Source organism: Sphingobacterium sp. ML3W (assembly GCF_029542085.1).
Lineage (GTDB): Bacteria > Bacteroidota > Bacteroidia > Sphingobacteriales > Sphingobacteriaceae > Sphingobacterium.
Genome location: NZ_CP107036.1, coordinates 1,213,804 through 1,235,750 on the forward strand (window position 1 = coordinate 1,213,804; position 21,947 = coordinate 1,235,750).

The 21,947-nt window shown below is 38.8% G+C and carries 22 protein-coding genes; 6 read left to right on the forward strand and 16 right to left on the reverse strand.

Features of this window, described 5'->3' with window-relative positions:
• Window positions 1–17 precede the first annotated feature (17 nt).
• From OGI71_RS05190 to OGI71_RS05210, 5 genes are all read right to left on the reverse strand, one after another.
• Window positions 18–1,205: a hypothetical protein gene (locus OGI71_RS05190; RefSeq protein ID WP_282254289.1), complete on the reverse strand. Its 1,188-nt coding sequence runs from the start codon at window positions 1,203–1,205 to the stop codon at window positions 18–20.
• A complete protein-coding gene (locus tag OGI71_RS05195; RefSeq protein ID WP_223583365.1) occupies window positions 1,206–2,468 on the reverse strand; it encodes an aspartate kinase in 1,263 nt (420 codons plus the stop codon).
• Between the two features lie 25 nt (window positions 2,469–2,493).
• Complete coding sequence (locus tag OGI71_RS05200; RefSeq protein ID WP_282254290.1) at window positions 2,494–3,165, reverse strand: DUF3298 and DUF4163 domain-containing protein; 672 nt, start codon at window positions 3,163–3,165, stop codon at window positions 2,494–2,496.
• Window positions 3,166–3,309: 144 nt separating this feature from the next.
• Window positions 3,310–3,762, reverse strand: coding sequence for a GNAT family N-acetyltransferase (locus tag OGI71_RS05205; protein WP_282254292.1), 453 nt, complete (start codon window positions 3,760–3,762; stop codon window positions 3,310–3,312).
• Window positions 3,755–4,447 carry a YggS family pyridoxal phosphate-dependent enzyme gene (locus OGI71_RS05210; RefSeq protein ID WP_282254293.1) on the reverse strand — a complete coding sequence of 231 codons (693 nt, stop codon included), beginning with the start codon at window positions 4,445–4,447 and terminating at the stop codon, window positions 3,755–3,757. The genes OGI71_RS05205 and OGI71_RS05210 overlap by 8 nt, the downstream gene beginning before the upstream one ends.
• Window positions 4,448–4,519: 72 nt before the next feature.
• On the opposite strand from OGI71_RS05210, the gene OGI71_RS05215 reads away from it, so the two are divergent.
• Window positions 4,520–5,275: a DUF4296 domain-containing protein gene (locus OGI71_RS05215; RefSeq protein ID WP_282254294.1), complete on the forward strand. Its 756-nt coding sequence runs from the start codon at window positions 4,520–4,522 to the stop codon at window positions 5,273–5,275.
• 20 nt (window positions 5,276–5,295) lie between these two features.
• Entirely contained in the window at window positions 5,296–7,668 is a 2,373-nt protein-coding gene (locus OGI71_RS05220) for an endonuclease MutS2 (protein WP_282254295.1), read from the forward strand.
• Window positions 7,669–7,716: 48 nt separating this feature from the next.
• Here the strand turns inward: OGI71_RS05220 and OGI71_RS05225 are convergent, their stop codons facing one another.
• The 9 genes from OGI71_RS05225 to OGI71_RS05265 all read right to left on the reverse strand — a co-directional run bounded on the left by OGI71_RS05225 (window position 7,717) and on the right by OGI71_RS05265 (window position 16,800).
• A complete protein-coding gene (locus OGI71_RS05225) occupies window positions 7,717–8,055 on the reverse strand; it encodes a hypothetical protein (protein ID WP_282254296.1) in 339 nt (112 codons plus the stop codon).
• Between the two features lie 7 nt (window positions 8,056–8,062).
• On the reverse strand, window positions 8,063–8,308 hold the full coding sequence (locus OGI71_RS05230) for a hypothetical protein (protein ID WP_108634281.1): 246 nt from the start codon (window positions 8,306–8,308) through the stop codon (window positions 8,063–8,065).
• Between the two features lie 101 nt (window positions 8,309–8,409).
• On the reverse strand, window positions 8,410–9,741 hold the full coding sequence (gene gdhA, locus OGI71_RS05235) for an NADP-specific glutamate dehydrogenase (RefSeq protein WP_282254298.1): 1,332 nt from the start codon (window positions 9,739–9,741) through the stop codon (window positions 8,410–8,412).
• A 686-nt stretch (window positions 9,742–10,427) separates the two neighbouring features.
• Window positions 10,428–11,672: a GTP-binding protein gene (locus OGI71_RS05240; RefSeq protein WP_282254299.1), complete on the reverse strand. Its 1,245-nt coding sequence runs from the start codon at window positions 11,670–11,672 to the stop codon at window positions 10,428–10,430.
• Between the two features lie 32 nt (window positions 11,673–11,704).
• Window positions 11,705–12,595 (reverse strand): sulfate adenylyltransferase subunit CysD, encoded by an 891-nt coding sequence (gene cysD, locus OGI71_RS05245; protein ID WP_282254300.1) that lies wholly within the window; start codon window positions 12,593–12,595, stop codon window positions 11,705–11,707.
• A gap of 53 nt (window positions 12,596–12,648) precedes the next feature.
• Window positions 12,649–13,350 (reverse strand): phosphoadenylyl-sulfate reductase, encoded by a 702-nt coding sequence (locus tag OGI71_RS05250; protein ID WP_282254301.1) that lies wholly within the window; start codon window positions 13,348–13,350, stop codon window positions 12,649–12,651.
• On the reverse strand, window positions 13,340–13,918 hold the full coding sequence (locus OGI71_RS05255; RefSeq protein ID WP_282254302.1) for a bifunctional precorrin-2 dehydrogenase/sirohydrochlorin ferrochelatase: 579 nt from the start codon (window positions 13,916–13,918) through the stop codon (window positions 13,340–13,342). Before OGI71_RS05255 ends, OGI71_RS05250 begins: the two co-directional genes overlap by 11 nt.
• A 6-nt stretch (window positions 13,919–13,924) precedes the next feature.
• Window positions 13,925–14,683 carry a uroporphyrinogen-III C-methyltransferase gene (gene cobA, locus OGI71_RS05260; RefSeq protein ID WP_282254303.1) on the reverse strand — a complete coding sequence of 253 codons (759 nt, stop codon included), beginning with the start codon at window positions 14,681–14,683 and terminating at the stop codon, window positions 13,925–13,927.
• Window positions 14,684–14,694: 11 nt separating this feature from the next.
• Window positions 14,695–16,800, reverse strand: a complete 2,106-nt coding sequence (locus OGI71_RS05265; protein ID WP_282254304.1) for a HEPN domain-containing protein — start codon at window positions 16,798–16,800, stop codon at window positions 14,695–14,697.
• 144 nt (window positions 16,801–16,944) lie between these two features.
• Here OGI71_RS05265 and OGI71_RS05270 point away from each other — a divergent pair, with 144 nt between their 5' ends.
• The 4 genes from OGI71_RS05270 to OGI71_RS05285 are packed head-to-tail and all read left to right on the forward strand — an operon-like array spanning window position 16,945 to window position 20,425.
• Window positions 16,945–17,916 (forward strand): PstS family phosphate ABC transporter substrate-binding protein, encoded by a 972-nt coding sequence (locus OGI71_RS05270; protein WP_282254305.1) that lies wholly within the window; start codon window positions 16,945–16,947, stop codon window positions 17,914–17,916.
• Window position 17,917: 1 nt separating this feature from the next.
• Window positions 17,918–18,814 (forward strand): phosphate ABC transporter permease subunit PstC, encoded by an 897-nt coding sequence (gene pstC, locus OGI71_RS05275; protein ID WP_282254306.1) that lies wholly within the window; start codon window positions 17,918–17,920, stop codon window positions 18,812–18,814.
• The gene (locus OGI71_RS05280; RefSeq protein WP_120257508.1) at window positions 18,807–19,658 is read left to right on the forward strand and encodes an ABC transporter permease subunit; all 852 of its coding nucleotides are present in this window, start codon (window positions 18,807–18,809) and stop codon (window positions 19,656–19,658) included. The genes pstC and OGI71_RS05280 overlap by 8 nt, the downstream gene beginning before the upstream one ends.
• Entirely contained in the window at window positions 19,616–20,425 is an 810-nt protein-coding gene (locus tag OGI71_RS05285) for a phosphate ABC transporter ATP-binding protein (protein WP_282254307.1), read from the forward strand. The genes OGI71_RS05280 and OGI71_RS05285 overlap by 43 nt, the downstream gene beginning before the upstream one ends.
• Window positions 20,426–20,516: 91 nt before the next feature.
• Here the strand turns inward: OGI71_RS05285 and bshB1 are convergent, their stop codons facing one another.
• Window positions 20,517–21,248, reverse strand: coding sequence for a bacillithiol biosynthesis deacetylase BshB1 (bshB1, locus tag OGI71_RS05290; protein WP_282254308.1), 732 nt, complete (start codon window positions 21,246–21,248; stop codon window positions 20,517–20,519).
• 161 nt (window positions 21,249–21,409) lie between these two features.
• On the reverse strand, window positions 21,410–21,901 hold the full coding sequence (locus OGI71_RS05295; RefSeq protein ID WP_282254310.1) for a redoxin domain-containing protein: 492 nt from the start codon (window positions 21,899–21,901) through the stop codon (window positions 21,410–21,412).
• Window positions 21,902–21,947: the final 46 nt, after the last annotated feature.

Sequence of the window (21,947 nt, forward strand, 5' to 3'; positions counted from 1 at the left end):
AATTGTAATGAAATTGTCTATTCTAGGATTCGCTGTGTATGTATGACAATAAGCTGATCATTCAATAGTGTTGTGAAGAAGCTAAAGGTGTCTCCGGTATCTTTAATCTTAAACTTCTTTTTTATCTCCTCCGTTTTTAATGGAAAATTTTTGGCGATAATATCAGCAATTAAAAGACTTTTCTTTTTCTTGAATTCTGTGAAAGATTCAACCTGTTTTATCATAAATATTTTACCCGGAAAATCAGGGGTTTTCTGATCCGATGTATATAAATGTGTGCTTTTGTGTAGTTTTTTTAACCCGAAACGATTGGCTATTGTTCTAAACGCACCAGCTTTGGTCAGGGCAACATCGGGCTCATAAAGATAGGATAAGGGGGCACTATAATCGACAAGGGTAGCCCGTTCCTCCTTATAAGTAAAAGAGATGATCTGTTGTTCCTCTTTAAAAAGTCGGACAGCGTGAATGACCGGCTCGCCTATGTATCCTTTCTCTTGAATAAAAATAAGCTCTTTACAATCATTTTGCAAAGAAACGACATAAACATCCTTTACATGGACTAACATGCTCAATGCTGAGGAGATATCCAATAATGGCGCAAGCTTGCTGATAATGACATCTGATCGTTCGAAAAAATCGTATTGCAGTGCAACCAGATTGGGTTCACATTCGTCCAGTAAAAATACTTTCTTATTTTGAACTCTACGCGAAGGGTCCAGATAGATATAATCAAAGTGCGCCTGTGGATTATTAAGTATGTAATCTACACCATTTGTGGCAATAACCTCGATATTTGCAGCAGACAATATCCTGGCATTATATGAAGAAATTTGTGCAAGATCAGGATTGAGTTCGCATGAAATCACTTGCTTTGCCCGCCTTGAAAAATAAAAGCTGTCGACACCAAAACCGCTTGTCGCATCAACTAAATTTGTACCTTCCTTAATAAGCGAACTTTTGAATAATGCCGTTTTTTCTGATGAACATTGTTCTAGATTTAGTTTAGCAGGAAAATAGACTTCTGGAGTCCCTGCCCACAAAGGTATTTTAATCCGTGTACGCTGCTTACCATCGAGTTGTGCAGCTAATTCAGAAGACGATATTCCTTCAAAAGGAGATTTCTTTAAAGCTATTTTAGTAGGAGACTCGCTCAGGTTTTTTTCTAAAAACAGCTGTACCTCCTTTTGAAGAATCGATCTATTCATTTATATTTTCTTAACAAGAAGCTGGCACGTATATCTATCCTTTAATTCACTGATCACCTCTTTATCAACCAAAACACGGTCGATAGTTTCCTGGTTATAATAACGGATCGTGATTAATTCAAGACCAGACTCATAAGTAACTTTAAATCGTTGCTCAAGATCGTTAATTAAATCCACCAGATTCTTTCCCGTGTCATCCACTGAGACTGTGAAATTGATTGCTGTGTTGTGCATCATATTTATTTTGATGCGATGTTCATGGAATAGATTAAAGATATCTCTGAGGTTATCTTCCACGATAAAAGAAAAATCCCGAGGCGAAATGGAAATAAAAATCTGATTTACTTTAAATATAAACGAAGGAACCGGTAATGTCTGATTTGTACTTCGAATTATCGTTCCGGGAGACTCCGGATCAACAAAAGAACGCACATTTAAGGCAATTTTCTTATTCTGCAGTGGTTTGATCGTTTTTGGGTGAATTACGGTCGCACCATAATAGGTAAGTTCGATCGCATCCGTATAAGATAGTTCAGGGATCAATTCAGTTTTTTCAAACCATTTAGGATCAGCATTGAGTACACCTGGGACGTCTTTCCAGATTGTTACATTTTCGGCATTTAAACAAGACGCAAATATCGCTGCGGAATAATCAGATCCTTCACGACCCAATGTTGTTGTAAAGTTCTCAGATGTAGATCCTAGAAAACCTTGTGTAATGACAATGTATTCGTCTAATATGGATGGAAGTTCAGCACGGATTTTTTCCTCTGTTTTGTTCCAGTCAACTGCAGCCTCTCGATAGGTGTTATCAGTTAGAATATAATCACGGGCATCTAACCATTTTACTTTCTCTCCAATAAAGGCAACATAGGCAGCGACAATTTTAGTCGATATCAATTCACCCATGGATACAATTTGGTCAAAGAGATAGTCATAAGAATCTTGCGGATCCTCTTCCAAAATCCATTCGATCTCGACGAAACAATTGGCAATTTCATCGAATATTGGGTGTTCACCATCAGGAAATAGGTCCTGAAGAATTTGAAAATGGAATGCTTTGGCATCTTCAAGGGTTTGAAGCTGCAACCCTGTATTGTTATAATATTCTCTGGTCAATTTCTCCAGAAGGTTTGTCGTCTTACCCATGGCAGAGATAACGACCAACAAAGCTTCACCTTTGTATTTCGAAATAATCTTTGCTGAATTTCTGACACTTTCCGCATCTTTTACTGATGCACCTCCAAATTTAAAAACCTGCATTTATTTTATTGAGTTTAGTTGATTGCTAATTGATACTATTGATATAATGTAATCCTTTTTCTGACATTAGATCTTTGATAGCGGTGTAAGGGATGCGTAATTCTGTACTACCTTCCGCATAGGATTTAATTTCATAGATATTATAGTAGAATAATAATTCGTTTTTTTCAAACGTAAAATTATCTGCGAGTGAAAACTTGCCCTCTTCAAAAAAATACTTACCATTTAAGGAATCATCCTTATTTAATCCTTCTTGTTTACGAAAGCATTGTTCGACTATTGTTGTAAATCTACCTTTATCTTCTTTACGAATAATATCGTCAATTGTGATAGAACGATTAGACTGCCTATCAAAGTTTGAATATAATGTTACATGGTCGCCATGAGCTCCACCAGTATATTCTTCCTGTTTCGTTCGTATAGCAAGATAGACCGGTGTGTTAGCAACTACATCTACCTGAAGATCTCGATTCCAGGTCGCAGTAGATTTGCCGTTGTTATCATCCACATATTCATTGTAAGCACTGATAAAACGATGGGCGGCTTCTTCCATGCTTGTATCTCCTTCGAGATGAACAATAGATGAAACAAGATCATTGATTTTTACTTCATCGAATACCGGATAGCTTGCCCGAAAGTATGTGGTATCCAGCTGATCATCTCCTTTTAGAAAATAATTACTATGCTCATCAACCATTTTTTTATGATATGAGAGTGTATCTCCAGTTTGAGCAAGAGAAGGTGCGGCACTTTTGTTTTGACATGAATACAAAAAACTGCCTATAAATAAAATTTTCAAAAAAAGATAAAACCGCATTGAATTGATTGCTTCCCCTCTAATTTAATATGTGATTGATACATTAATCCACTCCGAATCAAAATCAGCTTTATACCGCTCGTAGAATTTTATAGCAGACTCGTTCCAGTCCAAAACTTGCCATACCATGCCATGATAACCGCATTCTTTGCCGTAGGCCAGTGTTCGGTCAAAGAGTTGTTTACCCATTCCCAGTCCACGCATTTTTTCGGTGACGATTAAATCTTCCAAGTAAAGTCTTCTTCCTTTCCAGGTGGAGTATCTGACGTAATATAATGAAATTCCAACAATTTCTTCGCCAACTTCCGCTACAAACGCACCCCAAATAGGGTTATGTCCAAATCCAGCTTCTTCAAACTCCGAAAGAGAAACGGTCACCTCATCCGGTGCTTTCTCATAGATAGCCAATTCTTTGATTAGCTCAAGCATTTGTGGGCAATCCGATTTAATTGCTGCGCGTATAATTGGTTTAGTCATTGTTTTTATAATGTTTAATTACTCTTTTACCAAAGATTGTACTTCCAATACGGACCATGGTAGATCCCTCTTCAATTGCTAATTTATAGTCCGAAGACATCCCCATAGAAAGGATCTTAAAATAGTCGTCTTTACGGTAGAAGCTGGCTTTAACTCCATCAAATAACATTTTTAATTCGTAGAACTCTGCTTTGATCACTTTTTCATTGTCTGTATTGGATGCAATTCCCATCAGGCCACAAATTCGGATATTTTTTAGTTCCAGGAATTCTTCATCACGAAGCAGCTCGATCAATTCGGCATGATCCAAACCGAACTTGGTATCCTCGTCAGCAATATATACTTGCAATAAACAATCGATGGTACGATTCGCTTTTAACGCATGTTTATTAATTTCCTTTAGTAGTTTTAAGGAATCAACAGAAGCAATTAGGCTAACAAATGGAGCAATATATTTCACCTTATTTGTCTGTAGATGTCCAATCATATGCCATTGAATATCTTTGGGTAAGAGTTCTGCTTTCTCAATTAATTCTTGAACATGATTTTCGCCAAAAATACGTTGTCCAGCCTCATAGGCTTCCATGATTTCTGAATTGGACTTTGTCTTTGAAACTGCTACAAGCTGAACGCCCTTTACTTCAGTTTCCAATCTTAAAGCTTCTAAATTACTCGCAATACTCATTTCCGATATAGTTTGATGATGTAAAAAGTGCCAAATGTCGGTGCTTTTTGTAAATTTGTACAAAACTACGAAATGCTACGATTAATACTGAATCTACTTGCGGTGATTTTTTTATTTGGTTCCTGTGTTAAACCAGAGGAGAAGGATATTATTTCACAAAGCAAATTTGTAAATGCTTTGACAGAAATCCAATTGACAGATTCATATCTCAATATTTTGCCCATTGATAGTGCACGCAAAGTGATGGTGCCTTTGTATCAGGTGACGTTTGATAAATACGGACTGGATTCCGTTTCCTTTAAAAAGAATCTGGACTATTACGGCAAAGATGCTGAGGTTATGTCAGCCATTTACAAGAAAGTGGAAGATAACTTGACGAAGGAGAATAAGTTTTATACGGATATCGAACGTAAAAAGCAAGATTCTATCCGAACGAGGGATTCGATTGTCAATGCAAGGATTCAGGATAGTACGAGTCGTGTGATGCGACAACAGCAACAGTATCAAGAACGTATTGCTGCACTTATCCACTACAAACCAAATAAGGAGAAATTCAGTTTTAAAGAAGCTTCTTCGTTGTTTAACAAAAATTTCCAACAGAAAACAGGTGTTAGTTTGGACAGCTATTTAATGAACCAGCTATCTATAGGTAGTTCAATAACCCCAGCTGGATCACCGCCGCCTACTTCCTCTGGAAATCCTGTGTCCCCAGCGACAACACCTGGCGTTTCGGCAAAGGACACAACGTTACCAAAACACATGGAGCAAAGGCTTGAAAAACCTATTCTTACTCCACCACAGGCATTAAAGCCTGTATCAAAACTTTAACCATCAAAGAATATAATTTTATGGTATATCCATTAAATGCGATAGATAAGCTCGGCTTTTCCGAGATAAAAGATAAAATAAAACAAAAATGCCTGAGTGAATCGGGTCGTGAACTGGTCGAAAAAATTCAACCACAAACTCGCTATGATCAGATAGATCGCTTTTTGAGACAGACAAGCGAATTCAAAGATCTTCTTGTCAACGACGGGGCATTTCCAGTCGAGAATTTTTTTCCTTTAAAATCCATTATTGAAAAAGCGAGGGTGGAAGGCGCCTTTCTACTTGAAGAAGAGTTTTTTCGTGTCCTGTTATCCTTGAAAACTGTTTATGCCATCATTCGCTATTTTAACGAAAGAGAAGGCCTTTATCCGAATTTGGAAGTGCTATTTGAGCATTTACCTATCGAGAAGGGAATCATCCGTGATATTGAAATAGTGATTGACGAGCGAGGAAAACTCAAAAATAATGCGTCACGCTTATTGCTCGAAATCACTCAACAAATACAACGGGCAGAACAAGATGCGCTCAAACGTATAAATAGTATCTTCAAAAATGCCCAGGACAGCGGATGGACGGCGGATGGCAATTTGACTGTACGCGATGGACGTCTATGTATTCCGATCTTGGCTGAAAATAAAAGGAAGCTTAAAGGATTGATTCATGACGAGTCGGCGACAGGACAAACGGCTTATATTGAGCCAGAAGAAGTATTTCAGCTGAACAATAAAATTAGAGATCTTGAATTTGAGCGCAGGAGGGAGGTCATCCGAATTCTTGTGGAACTCACAGATAAAGTGCGTCCGCATCTCCCTTTATTGTTATCCTATCATGGTTTGTTGACCAAGGTTGATTTTGTTAGAGCCAAAGCATTGTTTGCCTTGGATATTGAGGCCGAAATGCCTGAACTGTCCAAAGAAGCGGAGATCAATCTCATCAATGCCCGTCACCCATTGCTCATACTTAACGAACACCATAAAGGAACTGTAGTTCCTTTGAATATACAAATCGACCAGTTACAACGTGTTATTGTTGTCTCCGGACCAAATGCCGGTGGTAAGTCAGTCTGTATGAAGACGGTGGGCTTGCTACAGATTATGGTGCAATCAGGTCTATTGATCCCGGCTGAGCCGACTACGAAAGTAGGTGTATTCAAGCAAATATTTGCTGATATTGGTGACGATCAATCTATAGAGAGTGACCTCAGTACGTACAGTGCACACTTGTCGAAAATGAAGTATTTTACGGAATTCGCCAATGGACGCACCTTGGTACTCATTGATGAATTCGGTACCGGAACAGACCCTCTATTTGGTGGACCTATTGCCGAAGCCGTATTGGAATCGTTGAACAAAAAGCAGATTAGAGGCGTTGTAACAACCCATTACTCAAACTTAAAGGTATTTGCGAGCAATACAACGGGTCTGGAGAATGCTTCCATGTTGTTCGATAACCGCGAGATGCGTCCAATGTACATTCTCCAGATCGGTAAACCTGGAAGCTCCTATGCCTTCGAAATTGCACAGAAAATAGGGCTAGGAAAGGATATTCTAGAAGCCGCCAAAGGGAAAATCGGTGTACAACAGAAAAAGGTAGATACCTTGTTGATCGATCTTGAACGTGAGAAGAAAGAGGTGTTTGATACAAAAGTTGCCATCAATAAAAGAGAGAAAGAACTTGAATCTCTTAAATCGGAGTACTTGGAATTGCAAGAGTATCTTGAAGAAAATAAGCGGGTTATCCTGAAAAAAGCCAAAGAGGAGGCTCAGGAAATCATCAGAAACTCCAATAAATTAATCGAAAATACGGTTGCACAGATCAAATCAGCGAAAGCTGATAAGGAGAAAACCCGTGAATTGCGCAGTAATCTGGATCAAGCTTTGAAAGCTGTTTTGCCGAAAGAGCAAACAGTAAAGCATGTCATTAAGGAAAAAGTAATGGAATCCTCGGAACTAAGTATAGGCGACTGGGTTCAAATTATTGATAATGGTGCTGAAGCACGGGTTGTAGAGATAGCAAAAAATAATTTGATTCTTGCTATGGGAGAATTGAGAACAGTACAGAAGCGAAAGAATGTCATTAAGCTCGAAGGACGTGAAAACAAGAAATCAGCAAAAAGCTTATCTAAATCATTGTCTGCGGGTACTGTGGCAGATTTTAATCCTGAACTTGACCTCAGAGGGATGCGCACCGAAGATGCGTTGAATGAATTGGAGAAAGTACTGGACAGGGCTGTTATGGTAGGCTACCCATCTTTAAAAATTATCCACGGTAAAGGAGACGGCATTTTACGAAAATTCATTCGAGATTACTTGCGTAAATACAGCCATGTCAGCCGGTTTGAAGATGAACATCAAGACCGCGGTGGAGACGGAATAACTTACGCTTATTTATAGCAATAAAAAGAACTCGCAGGTGTAAGATGCGAGTTCTTTTTTACCTTTTTAGATCGCTTGATCTTTGCCACCAAAGGTGATCATCACCATACCTACAATGATGATAAACATACCGAGAACTTGCTGCCAGCTTAGTGGACTTTTAAAATAAAATGCCATTGCCAATTGAACCGTTAGAAAAGTCCCTCCTGAACATAAGGCTATAACAATAGGTTGAGAGACATTCTTAAATAATTGAATGAGAAACCAACTTGCCGAAAGCAAAATAATATTCCCAACAATCAACGCCGCCCATTTGTACTTGGGGTGAATACCGCCCAGTTTAAATAGGATAGAGGAGACAATTTGGCAAGCCCAAAATGCCGCAAAATAAAGATAGTTTAACATATTGTCGCTATTCGTATCTACTGTAAGCACCGTTAAAAGATTGACGCATTAACGAGAACTGGTCTATTACACTTTTAAGAAATTCCTCATCAAGCAATTCAAAAACACCATTTACGCCGCCTATGATGTCAACCTCTGCAATTTTATAGGATTGCTCCAGATTTCCTTGTTCAAATTTGATGATGAATTTCTGGTTCATTCCAAAGATGGAAATCTTGCAATCAGGATGGGGGAGTTCCGCTATTAATCTCATGTAAATCTCTTGTTTTAAAAATTACCATAAAAGTATAAAAAAACGCCCAAATGAAATACATTTGAGCGTTCAGGATTATGATATGATTAGAAAAAGGCTGATTATACAACTCCCTGAGCTTTCATGGCATTAGCCACTTTAATAAAGCCGCCAATATTGGCACCTTTTAAGTAGTTAACAAAATCACTTTCTTTGCCATATTTCAAACAAGTCTCATGAATGCTTTCCATAATTGTTTTCAGACGGCTATCAACTTCCTCAGTACCCCATTGTGTACGGATCGAGTTTTGGGACATTTCCAGGCCACTTACGGCAACCCCGCCCGCATTTGCAGCTTTCCCTGGTGCAAAACTAATTTTAGAATCTAAGAAAACCTTAATTGCTTCAGCAGTGGAAGGCATATTAGCGCCTTCAGCAACACAGATGCAGCCGTTTGCCACAAGTGTTTTTGCATCGGATTGATCCAATTCATTTTGTGTCGCACATGGTAATGCAATATCACATTTAAATTGCCAAGGTTTTTGTCCTGGTAAAAACTGTGCATTTGGATAACGAGTAGGGTATTGGTCTAAATTCCGCCCCAAAGTTGCTCCAAAAGCCATTTTCTCTGTGTCAAAGCCATCTGGATCATACAATGTGCCTAGGCTATTGGAGACCGTAATTACTTTTGCACCTAACTGCATTGCTTTTTCAACTGCATAAAATGCAACATTACCGGCACCTGAAACCGTTGCCACTTTTCCTTGTAAAGATTGTCCTTTATGTTTAAATATACAGTCTACGAAGTATAGTAGACCATATCCTGTAGCTTCTGGACGAATATAGGAGCCGCCCCATAATTCACCTTTGCCTGTTAGGACTCCTGTAAAATTGTTTTGAAGACGCTTAAATTGTCCGAATAGAAAGCCAATTTCACGTCCACCAACACCGATATCTCCGGCAGGAACATCTGTATCTGCACCTATATGACGATATAATTCCGTCATAAAGCTTTGGCAAAAACGCATGATTTCATTATCTGATTTACCTTTTGGGTCAAAATCGGAACCGCCTTTACCACCACCGATCGGTAGGCCCGTTAAACTGTTTTTGAAAACTTGTTCAAAAGCAAGGAATTTCAAGATGCTCTGATTCACAGAAGGAGCGAAGCGAAGTCCGCCTTTATATGGACCTATAGAACTATTCATTTGTACACGGTATCCACGGTTTACCTGTACCTGATGATTGTCATCTAACCAAGTTACACGAAAAGAAATAATACGTTCAGGCTCGGTCAGGCGTTCAAGAATTTTTTGGTCGAAAAACTCAGGATGATTGTTGGTGATATAAGGAAATAAATCCTCTGTAACTTCTTTTACTGCTTGTAAGAATTCTGGTTCATTTGGATTGCGTTTCTCAACGCTCGCAATGAACTCGTTAAAATTTTTTGACATGTTTTAATTAGTAAAATTTCCCTTTGGCTGGCACTAATTTATGTATTTTTTAATAAAAATCCAATTTTTGTTAATTTTTTATAAATTTTACGTTGTTATAATGAAATTTCGAATTTAATAAAATATATCTATTTAGCTTGATAATATAGAATTGTAGCTGAAATCAAATCATCTACGTATTTTATTCGACACTTTAGTTAAAAAAAAGAATCATTTTCGTTTTTATAATTAGAACAGACTAAACGTAATGATTTGTGTAATTCTAAGCCTTATAAATTTAAAAATTTATAAGGCCAGCATGAAGTCTCAATAAATTATACGATCTAATTTTAAGCGGAATTAAAATTGGCTATGGTGCAATGAGAATAGAATCTTCGTTATAAGAATGTAGCAATACGATTTTATTACAAAATAGAACAAATCGTTGGGTAAAAGGGAGGGTTTACAAATTACTATTTAACATAATATAAATTATAATAATTATATGTACTAATGAGGGCTGAGGCTTTTAAAAGAATTATTTGATATAGTTATTTCAATTTTGAGGTTACTATAAAATAAGCTTTCCTACAATGATTTGCAAATAAGACTTACACATTTTAATAATAAAATAAAAAAGGAATCCAAGCAAAATGCTTGGATTCCTCAATAAATATTTAGGTTGAGTATTTACAGATTAAAAAATGTTAATCAATAGCCTGAATCATCAAAGCGCCAACTGTTAAGTTAGTCCGTGGATCAATGACAATGGCTTGAGAATTTGCAGAATTTTCTGCCTGTAAATCAAATACAAGATTTTCAGCAGATTTGATTGCAATGCGACCAATATCATTGAGCTTGATTGTTTCGTCGAAAACTTTTTCCTGAGTGTTGATGTCAAATTTGTAAAGCACATCGACAATCTTAATTTTTGTCAATTTACTGTGGCTCTGAAGCAAGTAGATCTGTTCGGTATCCAGGGGCTTATTGTCAAACCAACATACATTTGCCTGTATATTACGCTCAAATTTTGGCTGTTTTTCAACATTTGCAATCGTGTCGCCACGGCTAATGTCCACATCGTCTGTTAAATGAAGGATAACTGACTGTCCATTTTCTGCACGGTCAAGTTGTAGGCCGTTAAATTCTATAGTCTTTACAGTACTGTATGTTTCAGAAGGATAAATAATCACCTGATCGCCTACAGTAAGCCCCTCTCCTAACACTCTGCCGGCATATCCCCTATAGTCATGGAGATCATCTGTTTGTGGCCTTACAACCCATTGCACAGGGAATCTCCAATTCGCCGCTTGATTTTCGTGGATTTCAACATTCTCCAGGTAATCCAATAGCGATTCTCCTGAATACCATAGCATACGATCAGATTTATGAACAATATTGTCTCCTTTTAATGCGGATACAGGGATAAAATCAACATCCTGAAGTCCTAGATTGGCAGCCAATTGCTGGTAATCATTTTTGATTTGTTCAAAAACAGTAGCACTATAATCTACCATATCCATTTTATTGACACACACCAATACTTGTTTCATTGCCAGTAATTTAGCAATAAACGAATGCCTTTTCGTTTGTTCAATAACCCCCTTTCGTGCATCTACCAAGATGATGATCAGCTCAGAATTAGATGCGCCGGTAACCATGTTTCGCGTGTATTGAATATGGCCTGGAGCATCAGCGATAATATATTTTCGATGATCGGTCTGAAAATATTTGTAAGCAACATCGATGGTTATCCCTTGTTCGCGTTCTGCCTTTAGTCCATCCGTTAATATCGCTAAATCTACTGTTCCATCATCATTTTTTCGGTTGGCACGCTGTATCGCTTCCAATTGGTCATCCAAAATAGAATTGGTATCGTATAGCAATCGACCGATTAGGGTGCTTTTACCATCGTCTACCGAACCAGCTGTTATAAATTTCAATATATTCATTGTTGTCAATATCAAGTATTAGATTTGAGAAATTAAAAATATCCCTGTTTTTTGCGTTCTTCCATTGCTGCCTCGGATACTTTGTCATCCATCCGAGCCCCACGTTCACTGACTGTTGATGCCTTGATTTCCGCGATGATATCATCTAAAGCAGTTGCTGTAGAATCTACTGCCGCAGTACAGGTCATATCACCCACCGTCCTGAAACGAACAGATTTAGTTTCAACAACATCCTCCTCATCAATATTCAAAAATGGTGCAGCCGCCATTAATTGTCCGTTACGGGTAATTACCTCCCGTTCATGGCTAAAATAAATGGATGGCAATGCAATTTGTTCGCGTTTGATATAATTCCAGACATCGAGCTCAGTCCAGTTTGATATCGGGAATACCCGTACATTCTCGCCTTTGTTTATCTTACCGTTGAAAATACTCCACAACTCAGGTCTTTGTCTTTTTGGATCCCATTGTCCAAACTCATCGCGAACGGAGAAAATACGTTCTTTTGCACGTGCTTTTTCCTCATCCCTACGTGCTCCTCCGATACATGCATCGAAACCGTGCTTCGAGATCGTATCGAGTAAGGTAACAGTCTGAAGTGCATTACGACTTGCGTTTTTACCTGTTTGCTCAACAACTTTGCCCTGATCTATACTGTCTTGGACATAGCCAACAATAAGTTTTTCTCCGATCTCTTCAATAAGACTGTCACGGAAAGCAATAGTTTCTGGGAAATTGTGCCCAGTATCAATATGAACCAGTGGAAAAGGAAATTTACCCGGTCTAAAAGCTTTTTTTGCTAGATGAACCAATGTAATGGAATCTTTTCCGCCCGAGAATAATAATGCTGGTTTTTCAAACTGTCCAGCAACTTCTCTTAATATATATATTGCTTCCGCTTCTAAATGATCTAAATAGTCCATTCTTTGAAATAATAAAATTTGATTTAATGAATTCGGGTTTACGCTTTTTATAATTAAGCTTTAACAGCATGTAAACCACATTCTTTTTTACTCTGATCTTCCCACCACCATCTTCCGGCCCGAAAATCTTCTCCTTCCTGAATAGCTCTTGTACATGGTTGACAACCAATGCTCGGAAAACCTTTGTCATGTAAGACATTATAGGGAATATACTGTTCTTTACAATACATTTTTACCTGTTCAAAGGTCCAGTCAAACAGCGGATGGATTTTTATGATATCATTTACTTCGTCATATTCTACAAAGTCCATATCATGTCTATTGACCGATTGTTCAGACCGAATGCCGGTAATCCAGATTTTTTTTCCTTTGATAGCACGCTGCAACGGTTCAATCTTCCTGATCCGACAACATTCTTTACGGTTTTCAACAGATTCATAGAAAGAATTAGGTCCCTTTTTACTGATAAAATCTTCCAACAATGTCGTATCCGGTGTGTATGTTTTGATATTCAGTTGATAACGTTCTAATGTGCGACTCCACAAAGAGTATGTCTCTTTGAATAATCGCCCCGTATCTAAAGTGAAAATCTCGATACCAATATTGTTTTTGCCAATCCATTCGGTGATAATCTGATCTTCTATCCCAAAAGAAGTCGAAAAAACAACTTCTGAAGGATATAGCGTTGCAATTGCTTGCAGCATCTCCGTTCCTTTTTTATCGCCGATAATTTCTTTAATTTCCTTAACGCTCATGACGTAATATATTTTTGGTATGTTCGTTCAGCTTCTTTACCTTAAATTCAAAGTCTCCTTTCAGCTGTTCACGATATTCGCTCATCAATGAAAGCGTTTCGTCGATTTCGGCTGGTAATAGATCGTTGAGCAATTCCTTCACCCTTTTTGCAATTGTTGGTGATTTGCCGTTTGTGGAAATCGCGACTTTTAGATCGCCCTTAGTAACAATAGATCCCAAATAAAAGTCGCATAGATCTGGTTTATCCGCTGCGTTGAAAAGTATATTGTGAAGTGATGTTAACTCACGAAGTTCATCATTCAGTTCCATATTGTTCGTCGCAGCAATCACAAGGTGCTTGTGCTCAATGTCACTCGTCTCAAAAGGACGGATGTGAAGTTGAGTGTGAGGGTAATTCCTGAGTAATATTTCAAATTCTGGAACAATTTCCCTTGCGACAACAGTTAGTTTCAATCTCTCATCACTTGTTATCAATGCCTGGAATTTTTCCAATGCAACTTTTCCACCTCCGACCAATAAGGTCTGGATCTGATCAAGTTTAACGAATATGGGAAATAAATGATTCATACTTATTTATAATGCAAGTGCTTTTTCTTTAATCTGTTGAAACGATCTGTGTTTCGCGACAACTTCACCTATGATGATAATAGCTGGTACACCGATTCTCTTTTCGGTAGATTCATCTAATATATTGTCTATTGTTCCCAATACAACTTTTTCATTGGGCAATGATCCATTCTGAATCAAAGCGATTGGTAGATGATGAAGATTTTTATCCCGGTAGATGGCTACAATTTCAGCTAATTTTCCATAGCCCATCAGGACGATCACAGTCGCATTGGATTCTGCCGCCAAGTATAGGTCGCTAGATAAACTGCCATCAGATTTTGACCCTGTTATCACCCAAAAGCTTTCGCTAATCCCTCTATAAGTCAAAGGAATCTGCTGTAGCCCTGTTAGGCCAATAGCGGAGGAAATACCAGGTACAACGGCTGTTTCAATGCCATATTGTGCCACATGATCGATCTCCTCACCTCCACGTCCAAAGACAAAGGGATCTCCACCTTTCAAACGCACCACATGCCCATAATTCAAGGCATAGTCAACCAATAAACGATTGATTTCATCTTGCGAGATTGAAAGCTGTTCAGCACGTTTCCCGACATAAATTTTTATACAATCTGCTTTCGCATAATCCAATAATTCATCATTGACAAGCGCGTCATACAAAATAACATCCGCTTTCTGGATTGCTTTGATCCCTTTTAGGCTAATCAATTCTGGATCTCCTGGCCCCGCACCTACCAAAGTTACTTTTGCTTCTATCGACATTCCGTTCCCTCCTAAGCCAATACAGGCGTTAAATTTTTACGTTGATAAACCTCATTGATAAACTTTGTGGCTTCTTGCAGATAACCTGTTGCAAAGCCCTCAGTAGGTTCATTTTTACTGATTTGTAAGACAAGCTCCGGAAATGACTGATCAAAGTTATATTCCCCAGACTCCACAAAATGTGTCTGGAATTCATTGATCACTGTATTTTGCGTGCTTGCGCTAATACCTTTATCTAACAACAAGGCTTTTGCTGCCTGAACAAAGGCATTGTATGCATGATAGATAGCGTCTGCGAATTTTGCTTCCTGGAACGTCTCGTTTGCCCATTGCAGTTTTTCCTCCGCCTCATAAATCAATGTTGCCACGAGATCGATCACCACTCCGGCACACTCACCCACACCTATTGCTGTTTGGAAAGTCCCCTCATGGCCCCAATCCACAAACTCATCTTCCGCAAGTGTGGTCAGATCCGACAATGGTTTTAATAGATTGTAAAAATAATTTTTACCCTGTCTGTCGTAATACGTATGAAAGTTTTCAGTTTCTTCAGCATTCTTTTTGTAATCGTTCAGTACGAATTCCACCACATGCAATACGCGCTTGGTTGGTACTTTGATAATTCGTTCGGCAACCCGGCCTTCGCCATCGCCGATCGTACCACCACCAAGCATAACCTGGGCAGCGGGAACTACCTTGCCCTCTGCTTTAACTGAGCTGCCATGAAAGCCAATATGTGCCAGTCCATGTTGACCACAGGAATTCATACAACCGGATATCTTAATTTTCAAATCTCTGTTGAAAATAAAATCTTGGTGGAATTCGGCGATATACGATTCAATGACCCGCGCCATTTCGGTACTATTTGAGATGCCAAGATTACAAGTATCCGTTCCGGGACATGTTGTCACATCTGCAGTACTGTCAAAACCTACCTGTGCAAGATCAAGTGATTTGAGCAATTGGTAAATATGAGGTAGCGATTTCTCAGTTGCATACTTCAATAGTAAACTTTGGTTTTGTGTTATCCGGATATCATCCGCAACGAGATCTTTTAATCCAGCGACCAAGGATCGCGCTTTATCCGTGCCGATATCTCCAGTAGAAACACGTACATAGACACCATAATAGCCTGCTTGCTTTTGTTCAAATGTATTCGTATTCTTCCATACCTGATAGTTTAAGTCGCTATCCAGATCAAGTACAGTAATTTTGCTGTCATCAGGTGGCAGCGGTTGTTCAATTTTGGTTCGATCAATAGCGAAAGTCTTTACTTTTGTAGCAATCTTTTCTGCTTCGATTAGATTCAATACCTCTTCCAGGCCAAGTTTTTGAATAAGATATTTAAAGCGGGCCTTGTTACGGTTATTGCGTTCACCATATCGGTCGAACACCCTTAAGGCAGCCTCGATATAAGGAATAAGTTCGTCTTCTGGTAGAAATTCATTTGTTAGCGATGCTAAAAATGGCTGTGATCCCAGTCCACCTCCTAGCAAGACTTTGAAACCACGTACTTCCACACCATCAACATACTTCAATTTTGGAATAAAACCCAAGTCATGAATATAGGAAAAAGCGGTATCCTCTTCACTTGCAGAAAAAGACATCTTGAATTTTCTGCCCATCTCCGCACAGACCGGATTACGTAGAAAATATTCAAATGTCGCCTGTGCATACGACGAGACATCAAAAGGTTCTTTTGGATCAATGCCCGAAGTTGGCGAAGCCGTTACATTACGAACGGTATTACCACAGGCCTCCCTTAAGGTAATATCGTCCTCTGCCAATTTTGACCAAAGTTCTGGAGTTCTGTCCAGACTTACGTAATGAATCTGAATATCTTGACGTGTGGTCAGATGCAGGTTGCGACTTGCATATTCATCAGATATTGCCGCGATTTTGATCAATTGTTTAAAAGTAACTTTTCCAAATGGAAGTTTGATACGAACCATTTGAACCCCTGGTTGTCTCTGTCCATATACTCCCCTGGCTAGACGCAATGATCTAAATTTCTCATCAGCGATCTTACCTTCGTGAAATAACCGAATCTTTTTTTCAAGTTCAATAATCTCCTTTTCCACGACTGGATTTTCTAATTCTGTACGGAAGCTTTGCATAAAACAAATAAAATCTATTGATTTAGTATTCTTTTCTCGAGTCAAATGTAAAAATATTTTTTTAATATTCTATAATATCTACCAAATTAATATATATTTGCCGTATAAAATTTAATATACTAAACCTGTAGACTAATAGGTGTAATGATAAAAAGATGTTTTATAGCCCTCGTTTTTAGCTTTATAGTTGTATCTAAGATCTCGTCATGCGCGCCAAAAATAAAGAATGGATATAGCAAAGAGCGTGGGTTTGAAGGTAATATTTCATTATCTGGAGCCTTTGCCCTCTACCCTTTGGCGGTAATCTGGAGTGAAGACTTTAAAAAAATTCACCCTCATGTTCGTTTTAATATTTCTGCAGGCGGAGCGGGAAAAGGAATAGCCGATGTGTTAACTGGTATGGTAGACATTGGCCTAGTATCACGGGATCTTCATGCACAAGAAATCAAAAAAGGTGCAGTTCCTACTGTCGTTGCCAAAGACGCTGTAATATGTACATTGAATCCTGGCAATCCAAATTATAAAGCATTACTGAAACGGGGCTTAACACGGGAGGAGCTTTCGGATATTTTTGTTAATCAAAAATTGAAAACATGGAATCAAGTTGATCCGCAATTTACTTCGGATCCGATTAATGTCTACGTGCGTTCGGATGCCGCTGGAGCGGCAGAAACATGGGCCAAATTTTTTGGACACAAACAGGAGGATCTGCAAGGTGTTGGCATCTTCGGGGACCCTGGCATCGCCCAAGCTATTAAAGATGATAAGTTTGGCATTGGCTTCAACAACATTAATTATGTATATAATTTAAAGACAAATAAAGTGTTTGATCATATTGATGTATTGCCATTAGATTTAAATAAAAATGGACAGATTGAAGCAGATGAACAATTCTATGGCTCCCTGTCGGACTTGACAGGAGCAGTTGCGGCGGGAAGATACCCTGCCCCTCCTTCGCGTGATCTGACATTTGTCACACGAAATAAAACTGAGTCCTTGCTTTTGAAGGAATTTATCTCATTTGTACTGCAGAAACAGGCGCAATCACAATTACTGGAAAATGGTTATGTACCATTGAGTGAAACACTGATTAATGAAGAACTAAAAAAGTTATAGCATGCTAAATACACGTCTAGTTAAAGATACTTTAGTAAAACGGTCCACATTATTGTTGCTGCTGATTTCGCTTTCAGTTGTCCTTATTATTGCGGTCGGTTTAACCGTAAAATCCATTCCACTATTTGAATATAGTAATGTATTTCAGCTGTTGACAGACAAAGTATGGGCACCTATGAAAGGCTCATTCGGATTTTTGCCTTTTATCGCCGGCACACTTGCTGTCACATTGATATCCCTTGCCATTGCCATACCACTGTGTATATTAACATCTGTTTATCTGACTGAATATGCTTCAGATGCATTGAAAAATATGATGCTCCCGCTTGTCAATGTTTTGGCTGCCATTCCTCCAGTGCTATATGGTGTTTGGGGCGTGTTATTTATTGTACCATTGATCCAGCTTTATATTGCTCCAATTTTTGGCGTGGTGACATCTGGTTATTCGGTGTTAGCCGGAGGGATAGTATTGGCAGTCATGATATTTCCGATCATGATTTCAATTATGGTTGAGGTGCTCCAAACGATTCCGTATGAATTAAAAGCAGCCTCTTTGTCTTTAGGAGCAACAAAATGGGATACCATAAAACATGTTATTCTCAAAAAAGCAAAGCCCGGTATTATTGCGGCAATTGTCTTATCGACCTCTCGTGCGTTTGGAGAAACGATTGCTGTATTAATGGTTTGTGGTAATGTACCCAAGGTTCCTACGTCCATCTTTGATGCCGGTTACCCCATCCCAGCTTTAATTGCCAACAATTTTGGTGAGATGATGTCCATCCCACTTTATGAGTCTGCATTGATGTTTTCAGCATTATTGCTATTTGTGATCATATTTGTTTTCAATTTAATATCACGTCTGATCTTGAGACGTCTCGAAGGAGGTTTAGATGGATAATACCAAAAGAAGGTTATTGAGCGAAAAAATCGCGAAGGGTTTCATGCATCTGTCCGGAATTACAGTAACTGCTTCCCTGTTTTTTATTGTAGGTACGATCCTCTATAAGGGGCTTCCCTATCTCAATTGGGAGATGGTCAGCCAATTGCCCAAAGGTGGGTTTTACATAGGTAAAGAAGGCGGAATCTTAAACGCCATATTAGGTTCGCTCTATCTGGCAGGTGTAGCGACCGCCCTTTCCGCTTTTATTGGCATCCCAATATCTCTTTATCTTAATATTTATTTAGGGACAAATTCCAGAGTAACACAGTTTTCAAAGCTTTTGTTCGATGTACTTTATGGTGTTCCATCCATTGTTTATGGTGCTGTCGGCTTTGGTATCATGGTCTATTTTGGTATTAGAGCTTCGCTATTGGGTGGTATCATTACGGTCACATTATTGACGATCCCTATTGTGGTACGTACAGTAGACGAATTAATCAAAACGATTCCTGAAGATTTGAAAAATGTCACGCTTTCCCTTGGTACAACACGTTGGGAGCTCGCTAAGGTTATGTTGCGGAGCATTCGCGCTGGATTATTGACGGCTATTCTGTTGGCGTTTGGAAGGGCTATTGGTGATGTTGCTGGTGTGCTATTGACAACAGGCTTCAGTGATAATCTGCCTAAATATATTGACGAACCTGCAGCAACACTTCCCTTGGCTATATTTTTTCAGTTAAGCAGTCCAATTCCTGAGGTACAGGGGCGAGCTTACGCTTCAGCCCTGGTTTTAACAATCATTATTTTAATTATCGTAGTATGCACACATATCCTTCAATCGAAACAAAAGAATCGTCGTTAAACAGCCCATTAACTGATCCCCATATACAGATTAAGGATCTTAATGTGTATATCGACGGACGACATATCTTAAAAAATATTAATCTTGCCTTACCCAACAATAGTGTAACTTCTATCATAGGACCTTCGGGTTGTGGTAAGACCACCTTGTTGAAAACACTTAATCGACTTGTAGACGACACAAAAGGTGTTGAAATAACTGGGTCTGTGCTTGTGAACGGTGAGGATATTTATGGTAAGGATGCTGAAGTGACACATATCCGTAAGAAGATGGGGCTTTTATCCCAGAAACCTTATCCCTTACCGATGTCCATCTACGATAATGTCGCTTATGGCCCGCGTATACATGGCACCAAGAATAAAAAAGAACTGGATAAGATTGTCGAGACACAATTGCGAAATGTGGCCTTATGGGATGAGGTCAAGGATCGTTTGGGGCAGTCTGCAAGTGGTCTTTCGATTGGACAGCAACAGCGGCTTTGTTTAGCTAGGGGTCTTGCTGTTGAACCTGAAATTATACTTGGTGATGAATCGACTTCTGCATTGGATCCACTATCTACAGCAAAAATTGAAGAATTATTAATCGAGCTGAAGCAGGATTATACCATTGTTCTGGTGACACATATCTTACGACAAGCTAGAAGGGTGTCCGACTATATTCTTTTCGTTTATGGGGGTGAAATCCTTGAATTTGGCCCCACTGAGCAAGTGTTGTTAAGCCCGCAACATGAGATCACAAAACAATATGTAAAAGGTTTTATCTCCTGATAAACTACCTATCATTTATAAAAAAGCCGAAGATTTTATGGTGTCCATAGAATCCTCGGCTTTTCACTTCTTTATTTTTATTACAGCTTCTTTATCTCAGGTCGAATAGATCATCAACACCTAATATCTTTTTAGAAGTAAATCCTTCAGCATATTTTGCCTGGATATAACGGCCAAATTCTCTCGCTCTAGCAGCAGTAGATTCCATAAAATCCGGATTGGAGATATAGGTTTGTGGCTCGTCTGGATTGGTGTTTTCACCGGTATAGAATTGTGTTTTGTATGCTAGGATTGACTTCTCCTTGATAGTATAGTAGTCCGTAATATCAATAACCACATCAGGTTTGATATAATAGTCCTGTACAAACTGTAATACCAAACGTGGCCGAAAAGCTTCCTGTATATGATTATTTTCATCTCTTGTTTCCACTTTTCTTAAACCCGAAAGGAAACAGGCTTCATTCACAAGCTGCCCTGCCCTGCCATGATCAGGGTGGCGGTCGGTAATCGCATTGGTGATAACAATTTCAGGCTGGTATTTCCTTATTGCACTTATAATAGCCATTTTTTCTTCGATAGCATTTTCGAAAAAGCCATCTCTGAGACCGAGATTTTCGCGAGCAGCCAATCCCAGGATCGTTGCGGCATCTTTCGCCTCTTGCGCTCTGGTCTCCGCTGTACCGCGTGTACCTAGTTCGCCCTGTGTCAGGTCTACAATTCCTACTTTTTTTCCTTCAGCAACATATTTTGCCATTACTCCGCCTGCCCCTAATTCTGCGTCATCGGGATGCACAGCAATGACTAATAAATCTAGTTTTAGCATATTGATATCTTATTTTTTGTTTACAGCCTCCAATTTCACCAAAATCGGTTAAAAATGATTCTGCAGTTAATTCTTTTATATTGCTAGCTTATTTTGAAGATAGCCAACATATATAAGTTTTACTGTTATGAAGCTGAGGTCAAAGGTAGAAAGTTTGTTGTTTACTCCGCTAAAAGTCGTTCGATATTACGACAAATTTTACCTGACAATGGCGAAGTAGTGGGGTAATAGAAATCCACAACTTCTCCCTGCTTGTTGATCAGGTACTTGTGAAAGTTCCAGGAAGGTTTGCTATTTATATGACCGTTTTCTGTCTTATTTGAAAGAAAATTATACAATGGCGTCGTATAGGTGCCAATGACATGGCTGCGCTTAAAGACCGGAAAACTGACTTGTTGGTTTATTCGACAAAATGTTTCCAATGTACTGCCTGTCAAGGGTTCTTGATTTCGGAAGTTATTGGACGGAAATGCCAGTATCTCAAACCCTTTTTCTTTATACTTTTGGTAGAGCTTTTCAAGCGATTTAAATTGTTTTGTGAACAGACACTGACTCGCTGTATTGACAATCAACAAAACCTTTCCTTCAAAATCCCCCAGAGATTTCATGGTTCCATTGAATTGCAAGGCATCAAAGTCATAAATCGTTTTCATATTATCTTAATTTAGGTATTTACATGAGGATCCGGATACTTTTTTC

Excerpts from the sequence above, each read along its gene's own strand:
- OGI71_RS05265 (WP_282254304.1), bottom strand. The coding sequence starts at position 16,800 with ATGCAAAGCTTCCGTACAGAATTAGAAAATCCAGTCGTGGAAAAGGAG.
- OGI71_RS05200 (WP_282254290.1), bottom strand. The coding sequence starts at position 3,165 with ATGGTTGATGAGCATAGTAATTATTTTCTAAAAGGAGATGATCAGCTG.
- OGI71_RS05195 (WP_223583365.1), bottom strand. The coding sequence starts at position 2,468 with ATGCAGGTTTTTAAATTTGGAGGTGCATCAGTAAAAGATGCGGAAAGT.
- OGI71_RS05280 (WP_120257508.1), top strand. The coding sequence starts at position 18,807 with ATGGATAATACCAAAAGAAGGTTATTGAGCGAAAAAATCGCGAAGGGT.
- pstC (WP_282254306.1), top strand. The coding sequence starts at position 17,918 with ATGCTAAATACACGTCTAGTTAAAGATACTTTAGTAAAACGGTCCACA.
- OGI71_RS05220 (WP_282254295.1), top strand. The coding sequence starts at position 5,296 with ATGGTATATCCATTAAATGCGATAGATAAGCTCGGCTTTTCCGAGATA.
- cysD (WP_282254300.1), bottom strand. The coding sequence starts at position 12,595 with ATGGACTATTTAGATCATTTAGAAGCGGAAGCAATATATATATTAAGA.
- gdhA (WP_282254298.1), bottom strand. The coding sequence starts at position 9,741 with ATGTCAAAAAATTTTAACGAGTTCATTGCGAGCGTTGAGAAACGCAAT.
- OGI71_RS05240 (WP_282254299.1), bottom strand. The coding sequence starts at position 11,672 with ATGAATATATTGAAATTTATAACAGCTGGTTCGGTAGACGATGGTAAA.
- OGI71_RS05210 (WP_282254293.1), bottom strand. The coding sequence starts at position 4,447 with ATGAGTATTGCGAGTAATTTAGAAGCTTTAAGATTGGAAACTGAAGTA.
- OGI71_RS05205 (WP_282254292.1), bottom strand. The coding sequence starts at position 3,762 with ATGACTAAACCAATTATACGCGCAGCAATTAAATCGGATTGCCCACAA.
- bshB1 (WP_282254308.1), bottom strand. The coding sequence starts at position 21,248 with ATGCTAAAACTAGATTTATTAGTCATTGCTGTGCATCCCGATGACGCA.
- OGI71_RS05250 (WP_282254301.1), bottom strand. The coding sequence starts at position 13,350 with ATGAGCGTTAAGGAAATTAAAGAAATTATCGGCGATAAAAAAGGAACG.
- OGI71_RS05295 (WP_282254310.1), bottom strand. The coding sequence starts at position 21,901 with ATGAAAACGATTTATGACTTTGATGCCTTGCAATTCAATGGAACCATG.
- OGI71_RS05215 (WP_282254294.1), top strand. The coding sequence starts at position 4,520 with ATGCTACGATTAATACTGAATCTACTTGCGGTGATTTTTTTATTTGGT.
- OGI71_RS05285 (WP_282254307.1), top strand. The coding sequence starts at position 19,616 with ATGCACACATATCCTTCAATCGAAACAAAAGAATCGTCGTTAAACAGC.
- OGI71_RS05225 (WP_282254296.1), bottom strand. The coding sequence starts at position 8,055 with ATGTTAAACTATCTTTATTTTGCGGCATTTTGGGCTTGCCAAATTGTC.
- OGI71_RS05230 (WP_108634281.1), bottom strand. The coding sequence starts at position 8,308 with ATGAGATTAATAGCGGAACTCCCCCATCCTGATTGCAAGATTTCCATC.
- cobA (WP_282254303.1), bottom strand. The coding sequence starts at position 14,683 with ATGTCGATAGAAGCAAAAGTAACTTTGGTAGGTGCGGGGCCAGGAGAT.
- OGI71_RS05190 (WP_282254289.1), bottom strand. The coding sequence starts at position 1,205 with ATGAATAGATCGATTCTTCAAAAGGAGGTACAGCTGTTTTTAGAAAAA.
- OGI71_RS05270 (WP_282254305.1), top strand. The coding sequence starts at position 16,945 with ATGATAAAAAGATGTTTTATAGCCCTCGTTTTTAGCTTTATAGTTGTA.
- OGI71_RS05255 (WP_282254302.1), bottom strand. The coding sequence starts at position 13,918 with ATGAATCATTTATTTCCCATATTCGTTAAACTTGATCAGATCCAGACC.